15 protein-coding genes and 1 pseudogene are annotated in these 17,785 nt (G+C 69.9%); 11 read left to right on the top strand and 5 right to left on the bottom strand.

All coding sequences use genetic code 11. The features are described 5' to 3' along the window. Nucleotides 1-3: 3 nt before the first annotated feature. Nucleotides 4-852: an SDR family NAD(P)-dependent oxidoreductase gene (locus NBRGI_RS41410; protein WP_029903546.1), complete on the bottom strand. Its 849-nt coding sequence runs from the start codon at nt 850-852 to the stop codon at nt 4-6. 44 nt (nt 853-896) lie between these two features. Further along, nucleotides 897-1,796: a polysaccharide deacetylase family protein gene (locus tag NBRGI_RS41405; protein WP_235211281.1), complete on the bottom strand. Its 900-nt coding sequence runs from the start codon at nt 1,794-1,796 to the stop codon at nt 897-899. Between the two features lie 255 nt (nt 1,797-2,051). Between NBRGI_RS41405 and NBRGI_RS41400 the strand changes: the two genes are divergently transcribed. Then, nucleotides 2,052-4,424, top strand: coding sequence for a lysylphosphatidylglycerol synthase transmembrane domain-containing protein (locus NBRGI_RS41400; RefSeq protein ID WP_029903543.1), 2,373 nt, complete (start codon nt 2,052-2,054; stop codon nt 4,422-4,424). Nucleotides 4,425-4,442: 18 nt separating this feature from the next. On the opposite strand, the gene NBRGI_RS41395 is transcribed toward NBRGI_RS41400, so the two are convergent. Continuing rightward, complete coding sequence (locus NBRGI_RS41395; protein WP_029903542.1) at nt 4,443-5,420, bottom strand: NAD(P)H-dependent flavin oxidoreductase; 978 nt, start codon at nt 5,418-5,420, stop codon at nt 4,443-4,445. 339 nt (nt 5,421-5,759) lie between these two features. Between NBRGI_RS41395 and fadD5 the strand changes: the two genes are divergently transcribed. The 10 genes and pseudogenes from fadD5 to NBRGI_RS41350 all read left to right on the top strand — a co-directional run bounded on the left by fadD5 (nt 5,760) and on the right by NBRGI_RS41350 (nt 16,522). Then, a complete protein-coding gene (fadD5, locus tag NBRGI_RS41390; RefSeq protein WP_051728427.1) occupies nt 5,760-7,361 on the top strand; it encodes a fatty-acid--CoA ligase FadD5 in 1,602 nt (533 codons plus the stop codon). 29 nt (nt 7,362-7,390) lie between these two features. Beyond that, the gene (locus NBRGI_RS41385) at nt 7,391-7,996 is read left to right on the top strand and encodes a cysteine hydrolase (RefSeq protein WP_029903538.1); all 606 of its coding nucleotides are present in this window, start codon (nt 7,391-7,393) and stop codon (nt 7,994-7,996) included. Nucleotides 7,997-8,097: 101 nt separating this feature from the next. Next, nucleotides 8,098-8,553, top strand: a complete 456-nt coding sequence (locus NBRGI_RS45775; RefSeq protein ID WP_029903537.1) for a hypothetical protein — start codon at nt 8,098-8,100, stop codon at nt 8,551-8,553. Between the two features lie 191 nt (nt 8,554-8,744). Beyond that, nucleotides 8,745-8,879: an acyl carrier protein gene (locus tag NBRGI_RS49485; protein WP_235211280.1), complete on the top strand. Its 135-nt coding sequence runs from the start codon at nt 8,745-8,747 to the stop codon at nt 8,877-8,879. Beyond that, a complete protein-coding gene (locus NBRGI_RS49480) occupies nt 8,855-8,968 on the top strand; it encodes a phosphopantetheine-binding protein (RefSeq protein ID WP_235211279.1) in 114 nt (37 codons plus the stop codon). The genes NBRGI_RS49485 and NBRGI_RS49480 overlap by 25 nt, the downstream gene beginning before the upstream one ends. After that, nucleotides 8,965-11,820: pseudogene (locus tag NBRGI_RS47885) on the top strand (acyltransferase domain-containing protein); the annotation flags it as partial. The gene NBRGI_RS49480 and the pseudogene NBRGI_RS47885, both read left to right, overlap by 4 nt. After that, on the top strand, nt 11,792-13,189 hold the full coding sequence (locus tag NBRGI_RS49475; RefSeq protein WP_081878462.1) for an SDR family NAD(P)-dependent oxidoreductase: 1,398 nt from the start codon (nt 11,792-11,794) through the stop codon (nt 13,187-13,189). The pseudogene NBRGI_RS47885 and the gene NBRGI_RS49475, both read left to right, overlap by 29 nt. A 204-nt stretch (nt 13,190-13,393) precedes the next feature. Further along, on the top strand, nt 13,394-14,923 hold the full coding sequence (locus NBRGI_RS44765; protein WP_235211284.1) for a fatty acyl-AMP ligase: 1,530 nt from the start codon (nt 13,394-13,396) through the stop codon (nt 14,921-14,923). Between the two features lie 61 nt (nt 14,924-14,984). Beyond that, entirely contained in the window at nt 14,985-15,374 is a 390-nt protein-coding gene (locus NBRGI_RS41355) for a hypothetical protein (RefSeq protein ID WP_029903534.1), read from the top strand. Next, the gene (locus NBRGI_RS41350) at nt 15,371-16,522 is read left to right on the top strand and encodes a cation:proton antiporter (protein ID WP_029903531.1); all 1,152 of its coding nucleotides are present in this window, start codon (nt 15,371-15,373) and stop codon (nt 16,520-16,522) included. The genes NBRGI_RS41355 and NBRGI_RS41350 overlap by 4 nt, the downstream gene beginning before the upstream one ends. 27 nt (nt 16,523-16,549) lie before the next feature. Here NBRGI_RS41350 and NBRGI_RS44760 read toward each other — a convergent pair whose 3' ends face one another. Then, nucleotides 16,550-17,005 (bottom strand): RNA-binding S4 domain-containing protein, encoded by a 456-nt coding sequence (locus NBRGI_RS44760; protein ID WP_268808477.1) that lies wholly within the window; start codon nt 17,003-17,005, stop codon nt 16,550-16,552. Nucleotides 17,006-17,007: 2 nt separating this feature from the next. Next, entirely contained in the window at nt 17,008-17,610 is a 603-nt protein-coding gene (locus NBRGI_RS41340) for a C40 family peptidase (RefSeq protein WP_051728433.1), read from the bottom strand. Nucleotides 17,611-17,785: the final 175 nt, after the last annotated feature.

The following is a 17,785-nucleotide window of genomic DNA, read 5'->3' as shown; positions in this document are numbered from 1 at the left end:
AACCTAGGCCTTGGCCGCGCCGGTGACCCGCTCGGACAGTTCCCAGAGTTGCTGGGCGAGTACGGCATCGACGGCCTGCTTGTTGCTCGGCCGCTCCAGCTTGAAGCGGTGGAAGTAGTCGCCGCTGTCGAACTCTGCGGTGGTGGCCAAGTGCTCCAACGGTTGCGCGCCTTTCTCCGGGCGGATGAAGAACGGTCGCGACAGCGGCGAGCGGATGAGCGCGCCGAGTCCGAGCGGGGCGTTGTCGTACACGTGGGTGGCGACCGCGCCGGGATGGAAAGCGGCGGTGCGCAATCCGGTGCCCTCGGTGCGCCGCGCCAATTCCCGGGTGAACAGCAGATTCGCCAGCTTGGACGCGGCGTAGGCGCCCATCTGGTTGAACGAGCCCGAGGTGGCGTTGACCTTGTCCAGATCCAGCCGGGCCATCCGGTAGGTCATGCTGGAGGTGTTGATCACCCTGGCCGACGACTGCACCAGCCGGTCGAGCAGCAGGCTGGTCAACAGGAACGGCGAGAGGTGGTTGACCTGGAAGGTGAGCTCGTTGCCGTCGACGGTGGCGGTCCGCTTCGGCCACGAACCGCCCGCGTTGTTGGCCAGCACGTCGATCCGCGGGTACCGGTCGAGCAGTTGGTCGGCGAGTTTGCGCACCTCGTCGAAGCGGGCGAAATCGGCGAGGAAATGGTCGGCACCCGCCGCGGCCGCCACCTCGGCCGTCCGTTCCGGGGAACGGCCCACCACGGCGACGGTGGCGCCGCGGGCCGCCAGGCGCGCGGCGGCCACCGCGCCGATACCGGAACTCGCGCCGGTCAGTACCACCGTCTTGCCGGTCAGATCCTGGTCTGCTTCAGCCATAGCTGCCTCCTGGGCATCGGTTGTCCGACCTGATCGTCTTCGGCCTAGCCGGATTCGGCAAGGGGCGAAGCGCTCGAATAGTGCGCCGCGATCTCGTCACTGGTGGTCGTCCACACGCCGGGGTGGTTCACCACATACTCGAGCGCCTGGTCCAGATACTTGGCCCGGAACGCCTGACCGATCACGAAGGGATGCAGCGCCAACGCCAGCACCCGGCCGCTCTCGGCGGATTCGGCGTAGAGCTGGTCGAGCTGATCGGTGACGATCCGCACGAAGTCGGGGCCGCTGGTGCCCTTGGCGAGGAACAACGAGTTGTCGTTCAGCTCGACCGTATAAGGGACGCTGAGCATTCCGGGGATGTTCAGGCGGTAGGGCTGATCGTCGTTGGTCCAGTCCAGCACGTAGTTCAGGCCGAGTTCGGCCAATAGTGCCGGGGTATGGAAGGTTTCGGTGAGGGCGGGCCCCATCCAGCCGCGCGGCCTGCGGCCGGTGCCGCGCTCGATGGTCTCGACCACCTCGGTCAGATAGGCGCGCTCCTCGTCGACGGTCATGTCCGCCTGGAAGATCGAGTTGTTCTTCCCGTGTGCCAGCCACACCCAGTCCCGGTCCACGCCCGCCCGGATGAGCTGCGGATTGCGTTGGACCACATCCGAATTCAACAGCACGCTGGCGCGGACGCCGTGCCGGTCGAGCGCGGCGGCGACCCGCCAGAAGCCGACGCGGGGCCCGTAGTCGCGCCAGCCGTAGTTCAGCGGATCGGGCGTCAATCCCGCGGTGCCGGGAAAGATGCTCGTCGACGGCCGATCCACCTGGTAGTGCTCGACGTTGAGACCGACGTAGAACGCGACGCGCGCACCGCCGGGCCAGTGGATCGGGGCGCGATCGACGATCGGGCTGTAGTCGAAGAGGTCGTTGTCCATACCGCCGATTGTCGGACCTGACATCAATGTCAGCTTCAACTCCGGCAAGGGTGACATCGGGCACAATCCGGGCCCTACGCTGCCCCAGAACGGTTTTGCCTACCCGGACGACCGTGCCCCGGTGTGTACATTTGCCCGGCGGACACGACAGCCGATGTCGCGGGCGGCCCGGTAACTCGCCGGGGACGCACGGAACTCGGCGATGCCGTGCTCCGCAGGCCCGCGACGGTACGTTGAGGCACGGAGAGGCGGACGAGCCGCGGAGAGGCGGACCAGCACATGCGAGTGGACGGGCGGGAAATCCCGGTCACCGGCAACCTGCTACAGCCGATGATCCGGCGCACCAGCGACATCATCCGCGTCGTGCTCGCGGCAGTGTGGGTGGCCATCGTGATCGCGGCTTCGGTGATCACCCGCCCGGAATGGCTCGCCCTGGAACGTTCGGTCTCCAATATCGTCGGCTTCCTCAATCCCGACCAGTCCAACCTGGTGTACCTCGTCTACGGCATGGCCATTCTCGCGCTGCCGTTCGCCATCCTGATCGAGCTGATCATCGGCAGGCAGTGGAAGCTGCTGGCCGGCTACGCGGCGGCGGGGCTGACCGCCGGGCTGCTGCTCTCGATCACCGGCACCGGCCTCTCGGCGCCGAAATGGCATCTGCAGGTACCCGATCGCCTCGACACCTTCCTGTCCCAGTTCCTGGACGACCCGCGCTGGATCGCCATGCTCGCGGCCGTGCTGACGGTGTCGAGTCCGTGGTTGCCCACTCGGCCGCGCCGCTACCTGTGGTTCCTGCTGCTCGCGTTCGCGCCGATCCACCTGGTCGTCAGTACCGTCGTGCCGGCCCGCGCGATGTTCGGGCTCGCGGTCGGCTGGCTGGTCGGCGCGATCATCGTGCTCGTGGTCGGCACGCCCGCGCTCGAGGTGCCCCTCGACGCCGCAGTGCGGGTGCTGGCCAAACGCGGGCACACGGTCACCGGATTCACCGTGGTGCATCCGGCCGGGCGGGGCCCGCTGGTGCTGGCCGCCGCGATCGACGGGCCCGAACGCGAACTCGTCGTCGAGATGTACGGCAAGAACCAGCGCAGTTTCGGTGCGCTGCGCCAACTCTGGCGCTGGCTCACCTTCCGGGCCAGCGAAACCGCGGCGATGCACGGCTCGATGCATCGCGCCGTCGAGCATCGGGCGCTGATGGCGATCGCGGTCGACGAACTCGGCTTGGCCAGCAGCACCCCGGTCGCCGTCGCGGCCCTCGACCGCGGCTGGATGCTGCACGCGCACACCATGCCCAAGGGCGCGCCGATCACCGAGCTGTCCGCCGAGCAGTTACCGAGCGTGTGGCAGGGGCTGGACGCGCTGCACGGCGGCCAGATCGCGCACGGCGACCTGCGCCCGACCGAGATCCGGATCCAGGACGGCGCCACGCTGTTCGGCGGTTTCTCCAGTTCCGAATTCGGCGCCTCGGCCAAACAGCAGCAGTCCGATATCGCGCAACTGCTGGTCTCGACCACCGCGCTCTTCGGCAAGGAACCGGCGGTACGCACGGCGCTGGACTCGCTCGGCAGGCAGTCGGTGCTCGCGGCGGCGAGCCGGCTCACCAAATCCGCCATGCCCGCCGGGCTGCGCAAGTCGGTGCCCGACTGGAAAGGCGCGCTGTCCGCGGCGCGCGAGGAGGTGCGCAAGCAGACCGGGCAGGATCGGATCGAGGCCGAGCAGATCACCCGGTTCACCCGCAACCAGATCATCCAGCTGGTGCTGCTGATCGGGCTCGTCTACGTCGCGTACCCGTTCATCAGCGCGGTGCCGACCTTCTTCACCCAGTTGAAGACCGCCAACTGGTGGTGGGCGCTGCTCGGTCTCGCCGTCTCGTGCCTGACGTATATCGGTGCGGCGGCGGCACTGTGGGCCTGCGCGTCGGGCGCGGTGAGTTTCCGGAACCTGGTGATCATGCAGATCGCGAACACCTTCGCGGCCACCACCACCCCGGCCCGGGTCGGCGGGCTCGCACTCAGCGTGCGCTTCCTGACGAAGGGCGGGGTCGGCGCGGTGCGCGCCACCGCGGCGGTGGCGCTGCAGCAGGCGGTGCAGGTGATCACGCACGTCAGCCTGCTGGTGGTGTTCAGTATCGCGGCGGGCACCTCGGCAGACCTGTCCCACTTCGTGCCGGACGCCACGGTGCTGTACCTCATCGCCGGGGTCGGCGTCGGGATCATCGGCACGTTCATGTTCGTGCCGCAATTGCGGCGCTGGCTGAACAATTCGGTGCGCCCGCAGCTGCAGGAGGTGCTCGGCGAACTCGGTGAACTGGCGCGCGACCCCAAGCGCTTCTCGGTGATCATCCTGGGCTGCGCCGCGATCACCCTCGGCATGGCGGGCGCGCTGTGGGCCAGCGTGGAGGCCTTCGGCGGCGGCACCACCTTCGTCACCGTCACCATCGTCACGATGATCGGCGGCACCCTGGCCTCCGCCGCGCCGACCCCGGGCGGGGTCGGCGCGGTCGAGGCCGCGCTGATCGGTGGCCTCGGCACCTTCGACGTACCACTGGAAGTCGCCGTGCCCTCGGTGCTGCTCTACCGCGTGCTGACCTGCTGGCTGCCGGTGCTGTGCGGCTGGTTCACCATGCGCTGGATGACGGCGAAGGACATGCTCTGACGCCCTGTCGGCGAAAGCTCAAGCGCGCACGACGGTTTCGGCGAGCCGGGCGGTGATGAGCCCTTCGGCCTCGGCGACGATCCGGGTGATCAGCTCAGCGCAGGTGGGGATGTCGTGGATCAGGCCCTGCACCTGTCCCGCGCTCCAGATGCCCGCGTCCAGGTCGCCCTCTTCGAAGACGCGACGACCCCGCGCGCCCGCGACGAGATCACGGACATCGTCGAACGTGCCGCCCGCCTTTTCGATCTCGACGACCTTGCGGCTGATCTCGTTGTCCGCGACGCGGGCGGTGTTGTGCATGGTGCGGAAGATCAACTGGGTGTCCCGCTCGCTGTGCGCGACGATCTGGTCCTTCACCTTCTGGTGTACGGCGGATTCCTGGGTGCACAGGAAGCGCGTGCCCATGTTGATGCCGTCCGCACCGAGCGCCAGCGCCGCGACCAGGCCGCTGGCATCGGCGAAACCACCCGAGGCGATCATCGGGATGTCCAGCACCCGGGCCGCGGCCGGGATCAGGATCAAGCCGGGGACATCGTCTTCGCCGGGGTGACCCGCGCATTCGAACCCATCGATGCTGACGCCGTCCACGCCGATCCGCTGCGCCTTGAGCGCGTGCCGCACGCTGGTGCACTTGTGCAGCACCTTGATGCCCGCGTCCTTGTAATAGGGCAGGAACGGCTCGGGGTTGCTGCCCGCCGTCTCGACGATCTTGACGCCGCTCTCCACGATCGCCTGCACGTACTCCGCGTACGGCGGCGGGTTGATCGAGGGCAGGATGGTGACGTTCACGCCGAACGGCTTGTCGGTCAGCTCCCGGGTGCGCGCGATCTCGCGACGCAGGTCCTCGGGGGTGGGCTGGGTGAGTGCGGTGATGAACCCGAGCCCGCCCGCGTTGGCGACGGCCGCGACGAGTTCGGCCCGGCCGACCCACATCATGCCGCCCTGCACGATCGGGTGTTCCACCCCGAAGGTCTCGGTGAACCTGGTCCGCAGCATTGCGCTCTCCTCTGCTCGCGCGGGCGGTCCGGTTCGCCCGTACGCGACGATCGTGACACGAGAATCCACTCGTATTCAACTCCTAAGTGAGCCGTCATTCGCATGGTTCAACATCTCCGATGGCCTTCGCGCGCGGTGCGCAGCAAGCCCATAAGCAGGAAAAATCCAGCTCAGTTGCACTTTCTGCGACGCGACACCGCTTTGGCCGGATTAACGGCGGTTCAGCTCCGCAAGCCTTGTCTGTGCGATAAGTTACTTGCTATTCTGCGGTCGTTCAGCCGTCGGCGCGGTCGGCCATCGTGGCAGACGCTCACCGGCGGTCCGAGAGGAGTTCGTGGCATGACCATCGGTGCGCATGGTGGATCGCAGTCGGGGCGGGTGAGCACCGCGCTCGACGAGCCGCTCCGGTCGCGGCGCAATCACTGGAACAACCAGATCGCCGGGCACGCGCAGATGCGGCCCGACGCGGTCGCGCTGCGGTTCCGTGGCGCCGACACCACCTGGCGGCAGCTGCACGAACGCTCGTCGAAATTCGCCGACGCGCTGGCCCGCCGCGGCATCGGCTTCGGCGACCGGGTGCTGATCCTCGCGTTGAACTACCCCGAGTACATCGAGACCGTGTTCGGCATCAACGCGCTCGGCGCGATCGCCGTCCCGGTCAATTTCCGGCTCACCCCGCCCGAGGTCGCCTACATCGTGAGCGACAGCGGCGCGAAGGCGATCGTCACCGACACCCTGCTGCAACCGCTCGCCACCGCGGTGCTCGCCCAATCGGACACGCTGGAAACATGTTTCGTGATCGGCGGGGCGAGTGCGGACGGCGTCCTCGGCTTCGAGGACGTGCTCGCCGAGGACGGCGCCCCGCACACGCCGCTCGACATCCCGGAGGACACACCGGCGCTGATCATGTACACCTCGGGCACCACCGGCAGCCCGAAGGGCGCGATCCTGTCCTACGCGAACATGAACGCGCAGGCGTTCACCGTGATCCGGGCGCTGGCGGCCACCTCCGAGTCGATCGCCTTCTGCACCTCGCCGCTGTTCCACATCGCCGGACTCGGTAGTCTCGCGGCCAATTTCGTGCTCGGCGCGAAAACCGTGCTACATCCGCTCGGCGCCTTCGACGCCACCGAATTCCTCGATGCGGTCGAACGGGAACAGGCCACCGGCGCGTTCTGCGTGCCCGCGCAGTGGCAGGCGATCTGCGCCGAACCGACAGTCCGCGACCGCAAATTGGCGCTCGAGTCACTCAGCTGGGGCGCCGCGCCCGCCTCCGACTCGGTCCTGCGGGCGATGGCGAACTGTTTTCCGAACGCGTTCAACGTCGCGGTGTTCGGGCAGACCGAGATGTCGCCCATCACCTGCGTGCTCGAGGGCAAGGACGCGCTGCGCAAGCTCGGCTCGGTCGGCAAGCCGATCCCGACCATCCAGGCCCGCATCGTCGACGACGAGATGAACGACGTCGCCCCCGGCGAGATCGGCGAAATCGTCTATCGCGGACCGACACTCATGCAGGGCTACTGGAACAAGCCCGAAGCCACGGCGGAGGCGTTCGCGGGCGGCTGGTTCCACTCCGGCGACCTGGTGCGCCAGGACGAGGAGGGCTTCATCTGGGTGGTCGACCGCAAGAAGGACATGATCATCTCCGGCGGCGAGAACATCTACTGCGCCGAAGTGGAGAACGTGCTCTTCGGCCATCCCAAGATTCGCGAGGCCGCGGTGATCGGCCGGGCGCACGAGAAGTGGGGCGAGGTCCCGGTCGCGGTCGTCGCGCTGCACCGTCCCGACGACGAACTGACCCTCGACGAACTGACGGGTTTCCTCAACGAGAATCTCGCGCGGTACAAGCATCCCAAGGATCTGGTGGTCGTCGCGGAACTGCCCCGCAATGCCAGCGGCAAGGTCGTGAAAGTACAACTGCGCAAGGATTATTCATCCTGACCGCGCTGCGCTGAGGTACGGTCGGTCGGATGGCGATTCCTCGTATCCGCGCGGCCGTCCTCGCGCTGCACTGGCAGGTGAACGTGATCAAGCCCGAAGGCTTCTTCGGGCCGATGCTCGCCGCGCCGGTGGCCGCCTCCGGCGTGCTCGACCGGGCGGTGCGCTTCCACGAAGCGGTTGCGGCCCAGGATGTGCCGGTGCTGTTCACCCGCTTCACCGTCCCGGTGGGCGAGGGTCAGCTGGTGCGCAACACCGGCTTCATGCGTTCGGTCGCCGCGGCGCAGACCGAATTCCGACCGAATTCGCCTGGTAGCCAGATCATCCCGGAGATGGCGGGACAACCGTCCGCGGTGTTCGACAATCAGAAGCTGTCCGGACTGGCCGGCAGCGAGCTGCCCGCCTGGTGCGCCGATCGCGGCATCGACACGTTGTTCCTCACCGGGGTCGCGACCAACCTGACCGTGGAACAAACCGCGCGGCACGGCACCGATCTGGGTTTCACCGTGCATCCCGTGGCCGACTGCGTGGCCGCGGCCGACCCGGCGGCACACGAGTCGTCGCTGGCCGACCTCGAACTCACCACCGCGGGCTCGCTCACCGCCGCGCGTGCGCTGGAGTTGCTCGCGCGCCGCTGAGGTCCGGTGCGGCTCGGCACCATCAGGTTTACCGTTCCCCCGGCTCGGCAACACCACGGCTACGGAACTCGGTAGTCGCCTCGAGATCAGGAGCCAGCACAGTGCAACTCACCCACCTCGCGGTCTGCGCCGCCACCGCGTTCGCGGTCGTCGGCGCGGCGACCGGTTGCGGTACGAACGACACCGACCATTCCGCCCACGCCACCTCCGCTGCCGCCGATCCGGCTCGCACCGCCACCCTCGCGACTCCGGCCGCTACGACGAAGGACGCCGCCGATCCGAGCGTGACCCCGGCCCCGGGCAATATCGTCGAGGACGTGAACTGCGGCCCGGTCACCGACGCGGGCGGCGGCACCCGCACCGTCATCGCCCCGGGCACGCCGGCCGGGCGCGTCGGTTGCACCGAAGCTGTCAATGTGGCAACCGAATACGCGCAGACCGTCAGCAACACCGACGCGCAAACCGTCCAGGGTTGGCAGTGCCACGCCCAACCCGACCCCCGCACGCCCTCGGCCTGCACCAAGGACGGCCTGCGGATCGAACTGCGCGCCGGCTGATCGCCGCACGCTCGACCGGGCCCGTGCCGACCGTGCGCGGGTCCGGAGCGAAGGCCGAGCAAAAGACTCTTCTCCACCGTCGGATATCTCGGCATAATCGCTGGGGGTGCCCGGGCGACCGGCATGAAGTCGTCGTAACGGGGGTCGAGCGTGTTGGGATGGATCGGAGCTCAATGGTGCACAGTCGGCGTGTGACGCTCACCACCGCGGCGGTCACGGCGGTGGCCGAACTGCTCGGCGTGGACGCGACCACCGTCGCCACCGACGCGCCCTTCGCCGATCTCGGCTTGAACTCCACCAGTTGGCCAGGCTCACGGCGCTATTAGAGGACGCCATGGGGGTCGAGATCTCGCTCGCGACGATCTACGACCACCCCGACATCGATCGACTGGTCGAGTATCTCGCGATGCGATGACAGCAGCGGGGGTATCGATCGTCGGCATCGGCTGCCGGATTTCCGGGGCCGCGAGCGCCGAGGAATACTGGCGAATGCTGCACACCCGGCCACCGGGCGCCGCCGCGGGCATCGAGCCGTTCGACCACGACTGGTTCGGCCTGTCCGCGCGCGAGCACGCGGCCATGGCCGGACCGCAGCGGCTGACCATGACGGTCGCGGTCGAGGCGCTCGACGACGCCGGAATCGGTTACCGGGCACCGGGTTCCAGCGCCGCCGTGCTCTTCGGCGCGGGCGCGGGCCCGGCCGACCTGTTGTCCACGGCGCTGGATCTGCACGGGCCGAGCCTCACGCTGGACAGCGCGCAGGCGTCGTTCCTGACCGCCCTCGGCATGGCGGTACGGCTACTCGACGACGCGTCGGTACCGTTCGCCATCGTCGGCGATGTCACCGCGCCGCCACCGAATCCCGTGTCGACCAACGAGATTCAGGCCAACGGCACCGAGCCCGACCACTGCGCGGTGGTGATCCTGCAACGCACCGCGGACGCGGCCCGCGACGGTAATCGCCAGTACGCACAGATCACCGAGGTGGCCTTCGGTTCGAACGGCCACGCCGGGGCTGCGCCGGAGCGAGTGAGCAGCGCGGCGGCACCGCCCGTCGCGACCGTCGGCGAGCTGATCGAGGCCGCCCTCCGGGTCTATCACGGCGATCGCCCGCTCGCGCCCGATGCGGCCGAGACACCCGCGGCCGCCGCAGCGCTCGTCCGGGTGAGCGTCCGCGCGGGCGCCAGCACCTATGCCGAGGTGGTGTTGCGCGGCAGCCAGGCCACCGGCGCCGATCGCGGCTATGAGCCGCCGGTGCTGATCCCGGTGACCGGCCGGGACAATGCCGAACTCCGCGCGCAAGCCCAGCGTTACGCGATGCGGCTCGAGCGCGCCGGCGCCGCGGGCGCTTCGGTGCGCGAGTTCGCCGCGGCCACAGCACGATTGATACCGGAGCGGACGCGCGCGGTGGTCCTGGCCCAGGACCGCGACGACGCGATGACGCAGTTGCACGCGCTGGCGCATGGCGAGGCGAGCACCGCGGTGCTGGGCCCGTCCTCGGCACGACGGCCGGGCCGTCTGCTGTTCTTGTTTTCCGGGCAGAGCGCACTACACGTCGCGATGGGCCGCGCGCTCGCCGCCCGGCACCGCGTCTTCGCCGCCGCACTGGCCGAGACCGCCGAGACGATCGTCGCGGCGGGTGGCCCACGCAGCTGGACACCGAAGCACGGCTTCGCGCTCGCTGCGGCGGGCGGCCGTGCCGCGAGCGGCGCGCACCCGAGCGCGCTCGTCGTGCCCGCGCTGTTCACCTTCCAGGTGGCGCTGACGGAACTGCTGTCGGCGTGGGGGATTCGGCCCGACGCCGTGGCCGGACACGGGCTCGGCGAGCTGGCCGCGGCCGCGGTCAGCGGTGCACTGCCGCTCGCCGATGCCGCCCGGATCGTGGTGCAGCACAGCAGATTGCCCGCGCCGGGCAGTACCGCGGCGGCCCTGCTGACCGCCACCCCGGAGGATGCGGCCAAGCTGATCGAGCCGCTGCGCGGACAGGTCCACCTCGCGGCGGTAAACGGTCCGCGGGCCGTGCTCGTCACGGGCAGTGCCCGCTATATCGACACCGTGATCCGTCGGGCCAAGCGCCGCGACATGTTCGCCCGACGCCTCACCGATGATGCCGACCCGCACGGCCGGACCGGCACTGTGCCCACGGGTTTCCTCGACGCGCTCACGGATCTGCGTCCGGCGGCACCGCATACACCCATGTATTCGACGGTCCGGCACGGCGCGGTGCTCACCGGCCCGGCGGCGGACGGCCGGTATTGGGCCGAGAACGCCTCGGGCACCGTACAACTCGCCGCCGCGCTGGCGCACGCGGCGGTGGACGGCGTGACCACGGTCGTGGAGATCGCGCCGCAACCCGTGCTGAGCCCGGCGGTCCGGGCCTATCCCGATTTCCGCGATGCGGTGTACCCGGTGGCGACCCGCGCCGACGAGGCCGGTGACTTTCTCGCCTGTCTGGCACGGCTGCACCTCGACGGACGGCCGATCGAGTGGTCCGCGCAGGGGCCGTTCGTCGCGGCGCCGCGACGGATCTGGCGCAGGCCACGCACGCTGCCCGACCCGCAGCCGGCCGAACCGACCCTGCCCGCAGACGATCTCGTCGATCACGTGGTGTGCGACACGCCCACCGTGCCCGCGTCCTTCTGGCTGCGGATCCTGCTTCGGCACGCGGGTGCCGACGCGACCGTGCTGAGCGATTTCGTGGTGCACGAGCAGGCCGAATTCGGGGTGCTGGCCCGGGTCCACTACCGCGCCCTCGACAGCGCGGGAAGTCTGCGGGCGGAGGTCACCGACGGCGGAGCGCTGGCTTCGGCCCGGCTGGGCGGCGACCCCACACCCGCGGATATCGTCGCATGGATGCGGGTGGTCGATATCAACCGGGCCGGGCGGCACCGGATGCGGGTCGTCGCGCCCGCGGCGTTCTACGACGAGTTGCAGTGCCGGCGTTTGGCTTACGGTCCGCGCCTGCGCGTGCTGCGCGGCATCGCGCTCGGCCCCGAGCGGGCCGTCGGCCTGTTCGACGCCGCCGAATTGCACAGCACCGCAACAGTCGAGGGCTGTCTGCAACTACTCGCGGCGACCGGGTACGAGGACGCACCGGCCGACGCGATCCCGCTGCCGGTCGGCATCGAATCGGCCTGGCTCTCTGCTGAACCCCGCCGGACCGTGCTGGAGGCGCACGCGTTCCTGCGCACGCGGAGCACGACCGGCCTGCTCGGCGACGTGATCGGCACCGACCAGCATGGTGTTCCGTGTCTGGCCCTCTCCGGCGTGCGGATCCGGTTCGCGGCACCCGACATTCCGGCCGTCGACGCACCGCGGCCCGTCGAGCGCCCGTTCTCGTTCCGTCAGGAGACATGGCAGCCGGGGGGATCTCCCGGGCCTGGCCCAGGACCCACTCGTCGAGCGCGCCTTGATCATCGGCGACTCGGATCTGGCCGTCCGGCTGAGCACCGCACTCGGCGCGGTAGTGCCCACCGATCGAATTCCACACGGACCCGAGGCAGCGCGGCCGCTGGTCGCGGCGGCGCTCGCGCACGGACCTGCCGCACTGGTCCTGGTCTGGACCGAAACCAGTTCGGCCGCTGTCGAATTCGACGGCACTGCGGTGACGGACAGCGCGGCGTCCGTCGGCCACGTGCTGGTGCTGCTCCAGCAGGTACTCGCGGCGGCGCACCCGCGCACCGTGACGATCGTGCTACCGGCACCACGAGACCCGGCCGCGGGGATGCCGCGTTTCGGCGAACTCGCGACCTCGTTCGGTATCGCCGGGCTGGTGCGGTCGCTGCAACTGGAGTCCGACCGGACGGTGCGGCTGGTATGGGCCGACACCGATACCGCGGACGTGCCCGCGCTGTGCCGCCTGCTGGTCACCGATGCCCCCGGTGTACCGGCCGAATTGCGGTTGTCCACGGATACTTTCGCGGTACGCCGGTTCGCGCACGCGCGCCGCCGCGCACTCCCGGCCACCGTGGATATCGGCGGAACCTACGTGGTCACCGGCGGTTTGGGCGTACTCGGTTCGATCGCGGTGCGCTGGCTGCTCGATTCCGGCGCTCGCGACGTCGTGGTGCTCACCCGGGCGCCACGACCGATTCCCGCACTGCTCGACGGATGGGAGGACCGGATCGTGGTCGTGCGCTGCGACGCCGCCGACCGTGCGGATCTCGCCAATGCGCTCAACGACATCCGGGAGTGCGGTTCCACCATCCGCGGCGTCGTGCACGCGGCCGCCGACGGTACCGACGCGGCGTTCGATGCCGTCACGCCCGCCCAGTTGACCACGATGTTCGCGCCCAAACTGCACGCGGCTCGCAACCTGATCGAGCTGACCGCCGCCGACCCGACCGACTTCGTCCTGCTGTGCTCGGCCACCACCGGTGCGCTCGGCGCGCCGGGTAGAGCGGCGCACGCCGCGGCCAATGCCGCGATGGACGCGCTGGCCTCGGTATACGTCGGCCGCCGGGTGCTCAGCATCGGCTGGGACCGGTCGATGGCGGACCCGGACGGCAGCGCGCTGCCCCGCACCGGTGCCGCCCGGCGCGGCGCGGGGCTGCTCACCCAGGTGCTGCGCTACAGCGACACCTATCTTTTGACGACCGACGAGGTCGCTCCGGTACCGGCGTGCGAGGTCCCGTGACGACCGACCCGATGCGCAACAGTCTCGCCGTGCGAGTCGCCGAACAGGCCGCGGCGCACCCCGACGTCATCGCGTACACCGAGCTGCGGTACCGGATGCACGAACGCCTGCCGCACTCGATCACCTACGCCCGTTTGCACACCGCGGCAGGAGAACTCGCCGCACGACTGCGCGGCGCGAGCGCGCCGGGGGGACCGGGTCGCCATCCTCTGTGCGCACGGACTCGACTACGCCGTCGCGTTTCTCGCCTGCCTGTACAGCAATCGCATTGCGGTACCGCTGTTTCCGGCCGCGGGCACGCGGAACCGGGAGCGGTTGCACGCCGTGCTCGCCGACGCCCGACCGACCGCCGCCCTGCTCTCGCACAGCGACGTGACCAGTCCGGCGGTGCTCGGACCAGGACTCGGCCAAGTGGTGCGGCTGCCACCCGACGTGTCCGTGACCACCGCCGTGCCACCGGGCAATTCGGCAGCGCCCGTGCTCGACCCGCTGCGCGGCACGCTGGCCTACCTGCAGTACACCTCCGGGTCGACGCAGGCGCCGACCGGCGTCCAGGTCACCCACGCCAACATGGCCGCGGCCCTGGAACAGCTGTGCCACGCGCTGGCTCCCACACCGGACAAGCCCATTCTGACCTGGTTGCCGTTCTTCCACGACATGGGTCTGATCCTCGGGCTGTCACTCCCGCTCTACTGCGGCGTGCCCGGCTATACGATGGCGCCCGCCGAGTTCGTGAAGCGGCCGATCCGCTGGCTGCGTGCCGTCAGCGACTATCGGGTCGGCATCACCGGCGGGCCGAACTTCGGTCTCTCCCTGACGGTTTCGGCGACCACGCCGCAGGAGCGGGCGGGATTGGACCTGTCCGGGCTCGATCTGCTGCTGAACGGCTCCGAGCCGGTGCGCGCCGAGGCGCTCGACGAATTCAGCACCGCCTTCCTCGATTACGGCTTCCGGCAGCAAGCACACACGCCCGGCTTCGGGCTCGCCGAAGCCACGCTGACGGTCACCGTCTGCGCCCGGGACGAAGAGCCGGTGGCGCAGCGCTTCGACCGTGCCGCGCTGTCCGAGGGCCGGGTGGTCGCGCTGGTGCCCGGGGACGAACCGTTCGGCGGCGCGGCGCTCGTCGGCTGCGGCGTGCCCGTCGGACAGGACGTGCGGATCGTGCACCCGCTCACCCAGGTCGAGCTGCCGACCGGCCGAGTCGGGGAGATCTGGGTGGCGGGCGACAATGTCTGCGACGGCTACTTCGGCAGGCCCGACGCCACCGCCGAGACCTTCCATGCCGCCCTGGCCGGCAGCGACGTGCACTGGTTGCGCACCGGCGACCTCGGTTTCTGGTTCGACGACCAGCTCTACATCGCGGGTCGCCGCAAGGACGTCGTGGTGGTCGACGGCCGCAATCACTATCCGCCCGATATCGAGGCGACGGTCGAGGCGTGCGCGCCGGAGGTCAGGCCGGGACACGTGACGGTGTTCGGGCACGACGACGGACGCCGAGAGGACCTCGTGGTGGTCGCGGAACTGAGCACCGTCGAAGTCGTCGAACCCACCGAGTTCTCGGTGCTCGCCCGCCGGATCCGCGCGGCGGTCGCGGCCGCGCACGAGGTGCTGCCGGGCGCGGTACTGCTGGTCGAACCGGGCCGCATACCCAAGACCACCAGCGGCAAGCTGCGACGCGGCGAGTGCCGGGCCCGCTACCTCGCCGGGCGTCTCGACCCCGTCGCGATGATCTGACCTGCGCCGAAACACCGCCGAGGTCCCGCTGATCAGGGGCGGCGGCCGCCAAAATGAGGGCATGGCGACCGAGACGATTTCCGTGCAATGGAAGGCCGAGCCCGAGGAGCACGACTATCCGGCCGCGGCCGACTACCTGGAGTTGCTGGCCGGGCCGAAGATCGTGCGCGCCGTGGTGGACGACCTGCGGGCCGCACCCGTGTCGTACAAGAAGGCCAAGGATATTCTGCGCGCCGCCCGGCTGGAGCTGCTGCCGCCGGAGAACGCGCATGTGCGGCGGGACCTGATCAAGATCAACAATGGCAAGTCGCTGTCACCGATCCTGTTGGTGCGCGGCGACTTTCGCACCGGCGCCCCGTTGGTGATCGCCGACGGCTACCACCGAGTGTGCGCCATCCACTGGGCCGACGAGAATATCGCCATTCCCGCGAAGATCGCCGCCCTGCCGTGACCTTCTCCACCCTCGCGCTGGTGCTCGCGCTCGGCCTGTGCGGCCCGCTGCTCGCGCTGCGCGGCGCCTGGCACCTGCCGGTGGTGCTGGGCGAGGTGGTGGCGGGAATCATGTTCGGCGCCACCGGATTCGGCGTGCTGCACAGCGCGGATCCGATCTTCACGTTCCTGGCGGACATGGGTTTCGCCGTGGTCATGTTCGTCGCGGGCACCCACGTGCCGGTGCGCGATCCGACGGTGCGCGCCGCGCTCGGCGCCGGCGCGCTGCGGGCGGTGCTCGTCGGATTGCTCGCGGTGCCGGCGGGTTTCGGTATCGCGCACTGGTTCGGCACCGGGCACGGCGCGATGTACGCCGTGCTGCTCGCGTCGTCCTCCGCCGCTCTGGTGCTGCCGATCATCGACTCGCTCGGGCTGCGTGGAAAGCCGGTGCTCGCGTTGACCGCACAGGTCGCGATCGCTGACACCGTCTGTGTGGTCGCACTGCCGCTGGCGATCGATCCGGGGCACGCGGGGCGGGCCGCCCTCGGCGCGCTCGCGGTATCCGCCTGTGCCGTCGTACTTTTCGCGCTCCTGCGCTGGGTGGAGCAGTCGGGTGCGCGGCGGCGGGTGCACCGGATCTCCGAGGAACGCGGACTCGCCCTGGAGCTGCGCGTCAGCCTCGCGGTGCTGTTCGCCCTGTGCGCGGTCGCCGCGCAGACCCGGGTGTCGATCATGCTGGCAGGTTTCGCGGCCGGGCTGGCCGTGGCCGCGGTCGGCGAACCGCGGCGGGTGGCGCGCCAGCTCTTCGCCATCAGCGACGGCTTCCTCGCGCCGCTGTTCTTCGTCTGGCTCGGCGCCCGGCTCAATCTGCGGGACTTCGGCGAGGATCCGCAACTCATCGCCCTGGGTCTGGCCCTCGGCGCCGGCGCGCTCCTGGTCCACCTGGCCCTGCGGGCGGCCGGGCAACCGGTCGGTTACGGCGCGCTCGCGGCCGCGCAGATCGGCGTGCCGGTCGCCGCCGTCACCGTCGGCACCGAGCTGCACGTGCTGGTTGCCGGGGAGGCCGCGGCATTGATGCTCGGCGCGCTCTGCACGATCGCCGGCGGCGCGGTCGCGGCGAGCCGGCTCGCGGCCCGGGCGGCGAAGGCGGACAGCACAAACGAGCGTTGAGATCCCGGCGCGTTCAGCGGGGTGTGCTCAGTCGTCGGCTCGACCGAGGTCGTCGAGCGGGGCGAGGTCGTCGGTGCGGCCGAGCAGGCGGTCGGTCTCGCGCCGCTCGCGTTTGGTGGGACGGCCCGAGCCGCGATCGCGGCGCGGCATGGCGGCGAGGAGTTCGCGCGAGGGCGGCGGCGGGGAGCGGTCGATCAGGCATTGCGCGGCGATCGGAGCGCCGACCCGTTTGGTGACGATGCGCTCGACGATCACGATGCGTTCGATGCCGCCGCTGCGGATGTGCACCTCGTCGCCGGGTTTGACCGGCTGGGCCGGCTTGGCCGCGGTGCCGTTGACGCGAACGTGTCCGCCGCGGCACGCTTCGGCGGCGGCGGATCTCGTCTTGAACAGACGCACGGCCCAAGTCCAGGAATCGACTCGGGCCTGCGTCGCGGTGTTCGTAGTTCCGTGGGTACGGATGCCGTTATCGGCGGAGGGCACGCTTACACGATACGGCGTGCGGTGACCACCTGGTCGGCGCGCAGCGGGGTGTAGGACACCGGCTCGCCGGACTGCACCGCGTTCAGCAGCTTGCCGTCGCCCGCGTAGATGCCGACATGGCCGCCGCCGTTGGTCACGACGATGTCTCCGGGCTGCAGGTTGTGGAAGGCCACCGGAGCGCCGACGTGCGACTGCTCGAAGCTGGTGCGGGGAAGTTCGATGCCGGCCTGACGGTAGGCCCACTGGACCAGACCCGAGCAGTCGAAGTTCGACGGGCCCGCGGCACCCCAGGAGTACATCGCGCCGACCTTGGTCTTGGCGGCGTCCAGGGCGATATCGCTGGCGCTGGGCGCGGGGTTGAACATCCCGGGCATGTTCGGCGCGAAGTTCGGCACGCCGGGGGCGACCTGCTGCTGGGCGCCGGGGGCCTGCGCGTTCGGCATCGCCGAGACAGCCTGCTGGATCTGCTGATTGAGTTGCTGGACCGGCGCTTCGTATTCCTGCGGAACAGGAACATCGAAGTTGCCGACGCCGGGAATGTTGATGGTCGCGGCCATCGCCGGGATCGCGGGCATGGCCCCGGTCGTCGCGGCCAGCGCGCCCATCACGACGGCACCCTTGACGGAATTCGGCAAGCGAGAATCCCGCTGCAAGCTGTGTTTACCCACCGAGCTACGTCTCCGATCTTCGTGCTCTCCCGCCGACCGGGCAGCTGACCAGAAAATGGCCGCAAGGCATCACCGTCGCCAACACTCTCGGGTGATCCCGGCACGACAGCCG

It is taken from the genome of Nocardia brasiliensis IFM 10847, assembly GCF_000710915.1.
Classification (GTDB): Bacteria; Actinomycetota; Actinomycetes; order Mycobacteriales; family Mycobacteriaceae; genus Nocardia; species Nocardia brasiliensis_A.
Note: the sequence above shows the minus strand (reverse complement) of the source record. Positions and strands in the feature narration are given on the sequence as shown.

Coding starts and splice junctions, on each gene's coding strand:
- NBRGI_RS41340 (WP_051728433.1), bottom strand. CDS start 17,610: ATGGGCGCGCTGGCCGCGACGACCGGGGCCATGCCCGCGATCCCGGCG.
- fadD5 (WP_051728427.1), top strand. CDS start 5,760: ATGACCATCGGTGCGCATGGTGGATCGCAGTCGGGGCGGGTGAGCACC.
- NBRGI_RS41410 (WP_029903546.1), bottom strand. CDS start 852: ATGGCTGAAGCAGACCAGGATCTGACCGGCAAGACGGTGGTACTGACC.
- NBRGI_RS41355 (WP_029903534.1), top strand. CDS start 14,985: ATGGCGACCGAGACGATTTCCGTGCAATGGAAGGCCGAGCCCGAGGAG.
- NBRGI_RS41385 (WP_029903538.1), top strand. CDS start 7,391: ATGGCGATTCCTCGTATCCGCGCGGCCGTCCTCGCGCTGCACTGGCAG.
- NBRGI_RS49475 (WP_081878462.1), top strand. CDS start 11,792: ATGGTGTTCCGTGTCTGGCCCTCTCCGGCGTGCGGATCCGGTTCGCGG.
- NBRGI_RS41405 (WP_235211281.1), bottom strand. CDS start 1,796: ATGTCAGGTCCGACAATCGGCGGTATGGACAACGACCTCTTCGACTAC.
- NBRGI_RS41395 (WP_029903542.1), bottom strand. CDS start 5,420: ATGCTGCGGACCAGGTTCACCGAGACCTTCGGGGTGGAACACCCGATC.
- NBRGI_RS41400 (WP_029903543.1), top strand. CDS start 2,052: ATGCGAGTGGACGGGCGGGAAATCCCGGTCACCGGCAACCTGCTACAG.